The sequence below is a fragment of the Microcoleus sp. F4-D5 genome, from assembly GCF_036704885.1.
Lineage (GTDB): Bacteria > Cyanobacteriota > Cyanobacteriia > Cyanobacteriales > Microcoleaceae > Microcoleus.
Genome location: NZ_JAUBSX010000137.1, coordinates 1 through 10,360, shown reverse-complemented (window position 1 = coordinate 10,360; position 10,360 = coordinate 1). Strand labels below are relative to the sequence as shown.

At 47.3% G+C, this 10,360-nt stretch carries 6 protein-coding genes; 3 read left to right on the top strand and 3 right to left on the bottom strand.

Annotated elements, in window-relative coordinates:
* The first annotated feature begins 72 nt into the window (after positions 1-72).
* Both QUA80_RS32275 and QUA80_RS32270 read left to right on the top strand, forming a co-directional pair.
* Positions 73-1,533, top strand: coding sequence for an efflux RND transporter permease subunit (locus QUA80_RS32275; protein WP_333428995.1), 1,461 nt, complete (start codon positions 73-75; stop codon positions 1,531-1,533).
* 307 nt (positions 1,534-1,840) lie between these two features.
* Complete coding sequence (locus QUA80_RS32270) at positions 1,841-4,978, top strand: efflux RND transporter permease subunit (RefSeq protein ID WP_333428994.1); 3,138 nt, start codon at positions 1,841-1,843, stop codon at positions 4,976-4,978.
* A 411-nt stretch (positions 4,979-5,389) separates the two neighbouring features.
* Here the strand turns inward: QUA80_RS32270 and QUA80_RS32265 are convergent, their stop codons facing one another.
* The 3 genes from QUA80_RS32265 to QUA80_RS32255 form a co-directional block, all read right to left on the bottom strand.
* Entirely contained in the window at positions 5,390-6,106 is a 717-nt protein-coding gene (locus QUA80_RS32265) for a phosphate ABC transporter permease (RefSeq protein ID WP_333428993.1), read from the bottom strand.
* Positions 6,107-6,274: 168 nt separating this feature from the next.
* Positions 6,275-7,102 (bottom strand): 4-hydroxy-tetrahydrodipicolinate reductase, encoded by an 828-nt coding sequence (dapB, locus tag QUA80_RS32260; protein WP_333428992.1) that lies wholly within the window; start codon positions 7,100-7,102, stop codon positions 6,275-6,277.
* A 55-nt stretch (positions 7,103-7,157) separates the two neighbouring features.
* Complete coding sequence (locus QUA80_RS32255; RefSeq protein ID WP_333428991.1) at positions 7,158-7,307, bottom strand: hypothetical protein; 150 nt, start codon at positions 7,305-7,307, stop codon at positions 7,158-7,160.
* Positions 7,308-7,469: 162 nt separating this feature from the next.
* On the opposite strand from QUA80_RS32255, the gene QUA80_RS32250 reads away from it, so the two are divergent.
* Entirely contained in the window at positions 7,470-9,929 is a 2,460-nt protein-coding gene (locus QUA80_RS32250; protein WP_333428990.1) for an EAL domain-containing protein, read from the top strand.
* The last annotated feature ends 431 nt before the right edge of the window (positions 9,930-10,360 follow it).

The window sequence follows — 10,360 nt, the reverse complement described above, 5'->3', positions numbered from 1 at the left end:
GCAATGGATACACTTCATAAGCTTGTACTCTATGCTGCACAAATATCCTAGCACTCACGCCTTAAGAGAACAGTGCCCACGGGCATTACTCAAGCTGCACAAGATGCCTCTTTTGATGAATTAGTTCGCCACCAGCAAGCCGTTGTCAGCGCGATTCGGGAAGATCCGAATGTGGAAGCAGTCAACTCGAATATCGGGGCAGGAGCGAGTGCAAATGGCGGCGGGGCGGCTGTTGCCGGAAATTCGGGAAGCTTGTTTATTCGGCTGAAACCCCGATCGCAGCGGCAGATGGGAGCCGACGAAATTGTGCAAAATTTGCGATCGCAACTAGCAGAGATTCCCGGCATTCAAGTCTTCTTGCAAAATCCTCCGGCAATTCCTTTGGGAACCCAACAAAGCACAGGATTGTATCAACTCGCGCTGCAAAGTTCTGACGTAATTCCGCTGCGGCAGTACGTACCGCAACTGGTTGACAAAATGAAAGCAATGCCAGAAATTCAGGATGTGAACAGCGATTTACAGATGACTTCTCAAATCAAAGTTGATATCGATCGCGACAAAGCCTCAGCATTAGGAATTACAGCTCAACAAATCGAAAACACCCTGAGAAATGCTTACGGCGCTTACCAAGTTTCCACGATTTACGGTGCAAGCAACGAGTATCAAGTTATTTTGGAACTAGAACCAAAGTATCAAAAATATCCCAATGCTTTGATGCAGCTTTACATCGCGACAACAGGCAGTAATTCGAGTGATGCTTCTGGCGGTCAAACACAAGTACCGCTAGCAACGTTTGCTAAAATCACTCCGGGAACTGCACCGTTAATTGTCAACCATGTCGGGCGGATGAATGCTGCGACCATTTCCTACAACCTCGCCCCTGGGGTGGCGCTGGGAACGGCAAATAGTGCGATCGACAAAATAGTGAAATCGGTAATTCCTGACAGCATTTCTACCAATTATAAGGGCGCGAGCCAAGTATTTAAAAGTTCGCTGCCGAGTTTATGGTTTCTGTTGGCGATCGCAATTCTCGTCATCTATTTGATTCTCGGTATTTTGTACGAAGATTTCATCCATCCGATTACAATTCTGTCGGGATTGCCTTCGGCGGGATTTGGCGCGTTATTAACGCTGATGTTGTTTGGCGTTGAGCTCAACGTTTATTCATTCATCGGCATCATCTTGCTGGTAGGAATTGTTAAGAAAAACGGGATTATGATGGTGGATTTTGCGATCGAAGCCCAGCGCGACGACGGCAAAAAACCAGCGGAAGCAATCTATCAAGCCTGCTTAGTGCGCTTTCGACCGATTATGATGACCACAATGGCAGCTTTAATGGGAACTTTGCCGATCGCCCTAGGAGTCGGTGCGGGTTCGGAATCTCGCCGCCCGTTAGGAATTGCCGTTGTCGGCGGACTTTTGTTTTCACAAGTTTTGACACTGTATCTCACGCCCGTTTTTTACATCTACATGGAATCGTGGCGGAAAAAGCTCAATGAGGTGAAGTTTCGGCAAGTTTTTTCGTTTAAATGAGGACGGAAAATAACATTTCTCAAATATTCGTAGGGTGCGTCGCCTGCGATAAATCCAAACTAAATATTCACAATCGATCGGGCGACCACCTATCCCATCGATCGATCTTTCAACCGCAGATGTCAAGCAGATAAACACAGATAAACGCAGATAATTTTATGAGTTTAAAAATGAGAGAAGGTGCGTCGCCATAAGGTTGTGGATATTTAGTTAAGTATTTTCGATGGCGACACACCCTACAACTTCCCGACCTCCGTTACATCCGTTACATCCGTTACAGAATCCGTTGCCGAACTTCCTTCTTATTATGAACCTATCAGAAATCTTTATCCGCCGCCCCGTGATGACTACCCTAGTTACCACCGGCATCCTAATCTTCGGTTTAATGAGTTATTTTTTGTTACCTATTAGCGCCCTACCTCACGTTGAATATCCCTTTGTGAGTGTCTCTGCTAGCTTACCCGGTGCAACCCCCGAAACAATGTCATCCTCAGTCGCCGCGCCGCTAGAAAGACAGTTCACTGAAATAGCTGGCCTCAATTCGTTTAACTCAACCAGTTCCACCGGTAGCGCGAACATTTCCCTACAATTCGACTTCAGCCGCAGTGTAAATTCTGCTGCTAAAGACGTACAAGCTGCGATCGCCGCCGCAGGTTCATTGCCCTCTGGAATGCCCAAACCGCCAACCTACCGGAAAGTTAACCCTTCTGTTGCGCCAGTTCTTTACCTTTATTTGTACTCCAAAACCCTGCCAATTGCAGAAGTGGATGAAGCCGCAGAAGTGAGGATCGCACAACCCATCTCTGCGATCGACGGCGTGGCGCAAGTGCAGGTTTACGGGCAGAAACAATATGCAGTGAGAATTCAACTCGATCCGCGAGAATTGACCTCCAGGGGAATCGGATTAGATCGAGTTAGAACCGCTGTTACGCAAGGAAATGTCAACTTGCCAACCGGAAGCCTTTCTGGCGATAACAAAAGCTATTTAATTCAGGTAAACGGTCAATTAAATAATGCAGCCGAATATCGATCGCTGATCGTTGCTTACAAAAATGGCGCAGCAGTGAGTTTGCAAGATTTAGGAAACGTGATTGACGACGTGCAGAATAACAAAGTCTTGAATTTGTACAGCGATAAAAATGTTACAAATCAACCTGCAATCTTGCTGGCTGTGCAGCCTCAACCCGATGGAAATACTGTTGAAATCGTCGATTCGATCGTGCAAATGTTACCCGCACTCAAACAACAAATTCCCCAATCGATCGAAATGGGCATTATGTACGATCGCTCTCAATCAATTCGGGCTTCTGTAGATGATGTGAAGTTCTCCTTAGTTTTGTCGGTGTGTCTGGTTGTCTTAGTAATTTTTCTATTTTTGCGGAACCTCACAGCGACGGTAATTCCGAGTTTAGCTTTGCCTGTGGCGATTATCGGCACGTTTGCGGTGATGTATCCGTTGGGATACTCGTTAGATAACCTGTCTCTGATGGCGCTGACGCTTTCAGTGGGGTTTGTGGTGGATGATGCGATCGTGGTTCTCGAAAATATTGTCCGCCATCAAGAAATGGGAGAAGCACCGCTAGAAGCAGCATTAAAAGGGTCGAGAGAAATTGGTTTTACAATTCTATCAATGATGCTTTCATTGGTTGCCGTATTTATTCCCCTGATCTTTATGGGTGGATTAATCGGTAGATTATTTCATGAATTTGCCGTGACTATTTCTGTCGCAATTTTGGTGTCGGGATTTGTTTCTCTGAGCCTCACGCCGATGTTGTGCAGTCGATTTCTCAAATCGTCCCACCAACACCAACAAAACCGCTTCTACAATGTTTCCGAGCGGGGATTAGACCTGTTGCTGCAAGGATATGAATGGACGCTAAAACCTGTTTTGAAATACCGTTTTGTCACGCTGATTGGTTCTGTAATTCTGCTGGTGTTTACGGCTTATCTGTTCGTTCTAGTTCCGAAAGGCTTTATTCCGACTGAAGACACCGGACAACTGATCGTTAACACAAAAGGAGCGCAAGATATTTCGTTTGAAGATATGCTGCTTCACCAACAAAAAGTCGTTGATATTATTCGGAAAAATCCCAACATTGCAGCGTTGAACTCAACTGTAGGTGCGAGCGGCCCGAACGCATCCGCGAACAACGGACGCATTACCATTAGGCTCAAACCGCGATCGCAGCGCCGCCTCAGTGCCGACGAAATCATCCAACAACTCACTCCTAAATTGCGCGGAATTCCCGGCATTCAAGCTTTTATACGCTCTCCTGCTGCGATTCCGATCGGCGGTCAACAAACGAATTCACAATATCAGTTTACGGTGCAAAGTTTAGACTTGCAAGCGCTGCGTCAAGCGGTGCCGGAATTGTTAGCTAAAATCAAAACGCTACCGGGATTGCGGGGTGTGGATAGCGATTTGCCACTGAGCACGCCTCAGCTTCAAGTTAAAGTCGATCGCGACAAAGCCGCAACCGTCGGAGTTAGTGCTCAACAAGTGCAAAAAACCCTCAGCGCAGCTTACGGTTCAGGACAGGTTTCGACGATTTATACCCCTAACAATCAATTTACGGTTGTGTTAGAGCTCAAGCCTGAGTATCAGCGCGATCCGAGTGCTTTGTCGATGCTTTACGTGCGATCGAACACCGGACAAATGATATTGCTAAGTGCGATCGCAAATGTCACCCAAACAGTCGGCCCGCTAACCGTCAATCACCTAACGGGATTGCCCTCTGCTACAATCTCCTTTCACACTCTTCCAGGCACATCGCTGAGTCAAGCAACCGCAGCTATCGAGAAAGTTGCAAAGGATGTTTTGCCGCCTTCAGTGACAACAAGTTTCCAAGGTGCAGCACAGGTATTCAACCAATCTTTTAACGATCTAGGTTGGTTGTTGCTGGTTTCTATTCTGGTGATTTATTTAATTCTCGGCATTTTGTACGAGGATTTCATTCACCCGCTGACAATTTTGTCAGGTTTGCCGTCAGCCGGATTTGGTGCACTGTTAACGCTGGTAATCTTTCAGGTTGAACTGAATCTCTATTCGTTTATCGGGATTATTTTGCTGGTGGGAATTGTCAAGAAAAACGGTATCATGCTGGTAGATTTTGCGATCGAGAAACAGCGCAAAGAAGGCAGAAGCGCATTTGATGCCATTTACGAAGCGTGCATCGTCCGCTTCCGTCCGATTATGATGACGACGATGGCGGCTTTAATTGGAACTTTGCCGATCGCCCTGGGAGTTGGTAGCGGTTCCGAATCGCGCCGTCCGTTGGGAATTGCGATCGTCGGTGGATTGCTGTTTTCGCAAGTTTTAACGCTGTATCTTACTCCGGTATTTTACACTTATATGGAAGCGTGGCGAAAACGGCTAGGTCAACCAAAAATTAAGCTGTCTGAATTTTTCTGGCGTCCGAAAACTCGACCTTCTACCCGCAATTAAAATTGGTTCGTAGGGGCGGGTTCACCAACAATCATCGCCGGAAACCGACAATCCCAAAAACCCGCCCTAACCCAACCAATAATCATCACCAACATCTTAACATTCGAGCCAAATTTTTGGTTGATGCGGGTTATACCATTTTTTTAAAATCGTGCAACACTCTTCGACCCCCCCTAACCCCCCCAAGGCATCGGGGGGGAACAAGAATACTGTTATTTCGTTTAAAATTGGTATTATTTGTGGGGTGGGGGCGGGTTTATTTAGATGGTTGATAATTGTTAGATATAGTTGGTGAACCCGCCCCTACAAAATTTGAATTACTAGCGGCGGGTTTTACCAACTATCATCGCCGGAAACCGACAATCCCAAAAACTCACCCTAACCCAACTTCCGATGCGAACGCATTTGATATTAATCGTAATCGGGGGATGAGTTCCTTTTTCTGTCTCTGCTTTGATTGGTGCTATTTTCTCTTTTTTTCTGTCTACCTTTTTTTATCTGCTGGCTCATTTCTACAAACAAATCCCTGCGTAAATAAGGATAGTCGCTCACCCACACGTCACGGCTGGGAATATAAATATCTGAAACTTTGGCAATTCTGCCTAAATCTTCTTGATTTGACATAATTAACATTAAAGCAGCTTGGCCGGGGACAATTCCTTGGTGATCTTTCCGTAATGGAGCTCTAAGTGTAGTAGTAAATCCGGTTTTGTCGCCGACTTCTAAATTAATTCGCGGTTCTAAGTTGTCTACAATTACGAGTTGTCCTTTTTGATTGACAGTTTCTTCTTGACTGGTGACTTCATCTGTGATGTAAATATCCAAAACTCGCCCTTGCCAAAAACCGCAGTATTGATATTTGCGGCATTCTGCATTCCGCAAACTCGCCCACAAAATCGGCGCCCACAGCCAGTACAAACCGGAGATCAATCCGGTGATTAAAACTAGCGGCGCGACATCGGAACCGGCGAATTTATAGACGATCAGCAGGAAAACTACTGTTACCGCTGAGATTAACATTCGCCTCAAAAAATCGGGCGGTTTTCCCCAGATATATTTGTATTGCGCTCCCGTGGCGACGGCGGGAATTAGCTCTTGAAAGGTTTCGCGCGTTAAGGGAATTAGCATAAGAAGTTCGGCAACGAAGCATTGTACGGGATTTAACGGAAGATTGTTGAAGTGAGAAGTCAGAATTTATCAGTCAGAAGTTATAAGTTAGGAGTTATAAATCAGATTAATTCCTATTACCAATGACCGATAACTAATGACTGATGACTGATGACTGATGACTGCTGACTACAAAATTTTTTCCAGGCCGTAAATGAGCGATCGCAATTCAAGGACTTTGCGTATAGATAGCAAGACTCCTGGCATATAACAAGCGCGATCGCTCGTATCGTGTCGTAAAGTATAAACTTGACCTTGCCCGCCAAAAATTACCTCTTGGTGGGCAATTAAACCGGGCAAGCGGATGCTATGAATGCGAATCCCTTCATCTGCTAGACAGCCTCTAGCTCCATGCAACTTTTCAGTTTCATCTACGTCGGGGGGATTGAAGGTTTTTCCTATTTCTGCTAGCATTTGAGCAGTTTGAATAGCCGTGCCGCTGGGTGCGTCGGCTTTTTGATTGTGGTGCAGCTCGATAATTTCTACGTGTTCAAAATACTGAGAAGCGGTGACAGCAGCCTGTTGGAGTAAAACCATGCCGATCGAGAAATTGGGTACGATCAAACAGCCGATGCTGGCTTTGTCAGCAAATTCAGCTAAGTCTTGAATTTGCTCGCTGCTCAAGCCGGTAGTGCCGACTACCGGGCGAATGCCATAAGCTATTGCCGATCGCACGTTTTCATAAACTGACGAAGGGTGCGTAAAATCTACCATCACGCCTAACTGCTTTTCCTGAGATGCTAATACCAGCATCCCTTGCAAGTCGTCAGTGACGGGAACTTCTAACGGGCCGCATCCGGCTAATTCCCCCGCATCGGCGTTGAGGCACTCAGGAGAGCGGTCTACAGCCCCGAATAAGGTCAGGTCACCAGCATTTGCGATCGCTTTAATTACTTCGCGGCCCATCTTGCCTGCTGCACCGTTAACAATCACCGGAATCGGAAGTTGATTCGCCATAATCTCAAAAATATCCTGAAATTTCGATCGACTAAATTTTAACGCTTGTGGAAATTTAGGGAAACGGGGGAATTAAAGACAGGACTTGTCGGTAACTCTTGAGCAACCCGGTTTCCAATTCCAGAAATACTTTGTCAAATCGAGTAATTAGCTTAAATAAACTCGGTTTCGGCAAAACTTCTGAAAAAATTAGATTCAATCTCATAATAAGCTCAATTCTGTAAGAACAGACTTGAGCGAAGCGAATTTGCACCGATATATTTTTGCTGTGACTGCCCAATTCTCTCGAAATCTTCGTTCTGTACTGTCTGTCGCAACTGGCCTTGACCTGAGTTCTCAAGGCCGACGAGTCAGGATTTTGCCTGCAATGCTTGCAGGCGCGACTTTAACGCTGCTGAATATGGGAGCTCGGCAGTTGGGAGGGCTGCAAAACTGGGAATTGGGGAGTTTTGACTCGTTAGTGCGCTTGCAGCCAGATGCCGGCCCCGATCCGCGGCTGCTGGTAGTGGGAATTTCTGAGGCGGATATTCAAGCTTTGGAGAGATTTCCGATTTCCGACTGGGCGATCGCTCAAACCTTGATAAAACTGCAAAAGTATCGACCAAAAGTCATCGGTTTGGACTTGTACCGGGATTTGCCTCAAGCACCGGGACACCAAGAATTGCTGGCTCAATTGAAGGCACCGAATGTGGTGGGGATCAACAAATTGAGCGATTCAGACAGTCCGGGAGTGCCTGCGCCTCCGGGGATACCGCCCGATCGGGTTGGTTTTAATGACTTCGTGCTCGATGCTGACGGCGTTGTGCGCCGCAGTTTACTTTCAGTCTCCCAAGCACAGAAGAAGACTGCTTTCTCGTTTTCTGTGCAACTGGCTTTGTTGTATTTCAAAGACAGAGTGCAGCAGGAAAATAGCCCTGTTAATCCCAACCAAATCAACTGGGGAAAAGCAGAATTTGTGCCTTTAACTTCTGACAGCGGCGGCTATGCAAATATTGACGCCAGAGGCTACCAAATTCTACTCAAATACCGGTCTGCCAAGCAAGTGGCGCGACAAGTGAGTATCAGGCAGGTGTTGAACGGGGAAGTTGACCCGAGTTGGGTAAAGGACAAGATTGTGTTGATCGGGACGACTGCACCAAGTACCAGAGACTTGTTTCTGACTCCCTACAGTCCCGCCCAGAAACAAAGTCCGAAAATGCCGGGGGTGCTGCTGCACGCGCAAATGCTCAGCCAAATATTGAGTGCGGTTTTGCAGGGGCGATCGCTATTTTGGGTGTGGCCCGAATGGGCGGAAATTTTGTGGAACAGTGCTTGGGCGGTGATTGGGGGGGTTGTGGCTTGGCGGATTCACCACCCTGTGAGGGCGGGATTGCTTGGGGGTGCTGCATTGATGGGGCTGTTGGGGATTAGTTTTGGGATTTTTATTTGGGGTGGGTGGGTGCCGCTGGTGTCCCCGGCTTTGGGTTTGGTGGTGACTGGTGTCGGCGTCAGCGCTTACAGGAAGCTTTACGATGCTTTTCACGACTCTCTGACGGGTTTGCCGAACCGGGATTTGTTTGTAGAGTGCTTGGGGCGGGCGATCGCCAGTACTAAGGGCCGCCACAGCTATCTGTTTGCGGTGCTGTTTCTGGATTTAGACAGGTTCAAGGTAATTAATGATTCTTTGGGTCATTTGGTGGGGGATGAACTGCTGATAGCGGTGGTGCTGCGGTTGAGGGCGATTGTTGGCTCGGGGGATACTGTGGCGCGGGTGGGAGGCGACGATTTTGCGATTTTGGTGAGGAATGTTGATGTTGGGAGTGCGGTGGATTTGGCCGATCGAATTCACCAAGCTTTAATTGTGCCTTTTGAGTTGAAGGGGCAGGAGGTATTTGTGACGGCAAGCATCGGGATTGCGCTGGGGGGCGAACCTGCTGCTACTGTCAGGGAACAGCCGGAACACTTGCTGCGGGACGCCCACACGGCGATGTACCGGGCGAAGGCTTTGGGAACGGGAAGGTATCAGGTGTTTAATGCTTCAATGCACGCTTTGGCTGTGGAGAGATTGCAGTTGGAAACTGATTTGCGGATGGCCGTAAAGCGTGGGGAGTTTTTGCTGCACTACCAGCCGTTTGTGTGTTTGGCAAGCGGGAGGATTATTGGGTTTGAGGCTTTGGTGCGCTGGCAGCACCCGCTGCGGGGCTTGATTTCGCCGGTGAAGTTTATTCCGGTGGCTGAGGAAACGGGGGCTATTGTGCCACTGGGTGAGTGGGTGCTGGAGGAGGCTTGCCGGCAGTTGCGGCTGTGGGAGGGAATGTTTGACTTCGATCGACCTTTGATTATGAGTGTAAATTTATCTGGGAAGCAGTTTGCTCAGCCGGATTTGGTGGAGCGCATTCAGGCTATTTTAGGGGCAACGGGTTTGAGTCCCGAGAGTTTGAAGTTGGAGATTACTGAGAGTGTGGTGATGGAGGATGTGGAGTCGGCGATCGCGGTTTTAAAGCACATGAAGGCATTAAATGTCAAGTTGGGAATTGATGATTTTGGCACTGGTTATTCGTCGTTGAGTTATTTGAGTCGGTTTCCTACGGATACTTTGAAGGTTGATAAATCGTTTGTGGGGCGAATGGAGATCGAAAGCGAGGGGGAGAATGTGGCGATCGTGCGGACGATTGTGGCGCTGGCTCACGCTTTGGGTATGGATGTGATTGCTGAGGGTGTGGAGACGGAGGCACAATTAGCTAGGTTGAGGTCGATCGGCTGTGAATACGGTCAGGGTTATTTTTTTGCTAAGCCGTTACCGAGGGATGAGGCTACTGCTTTGATGGCTTCCGAGCCGCAGTGGTAGTTGTGGGTTATTAGTTATTACTTATTGTATTGGAGTTTAGACTAAACAACAAATTAATTCAGCTAACGCTGAACGCAAAAAATGGTCGGTCGAGCAGAGCAATAGAAAGGTTAATCGAGCAATTTAGGTGAATTTTGGAACCGATCTTTACCCTTTTTCACCACAGGATAGCGGCCTCGAAAAGGGTCGTGCAACAAAAATCTGTGGGATATGTCGAATTGATTGAGTGTCAATCCTAAAAACAGATGAATTGCTTATATAGCCTTTCTCAAAAAGGCGAGATCTGAATTTTGACCTGGAAAGCTTGACAATACAACGTGATCTCGACGAACGAGAAAAAGCCGAAAACCATATATAGGGCTTACTGAATAAGTTAGGAAAAATTGCGATCGCACTTGATGGGCAATTCAAGCTCGGCAAAACATAAGTTT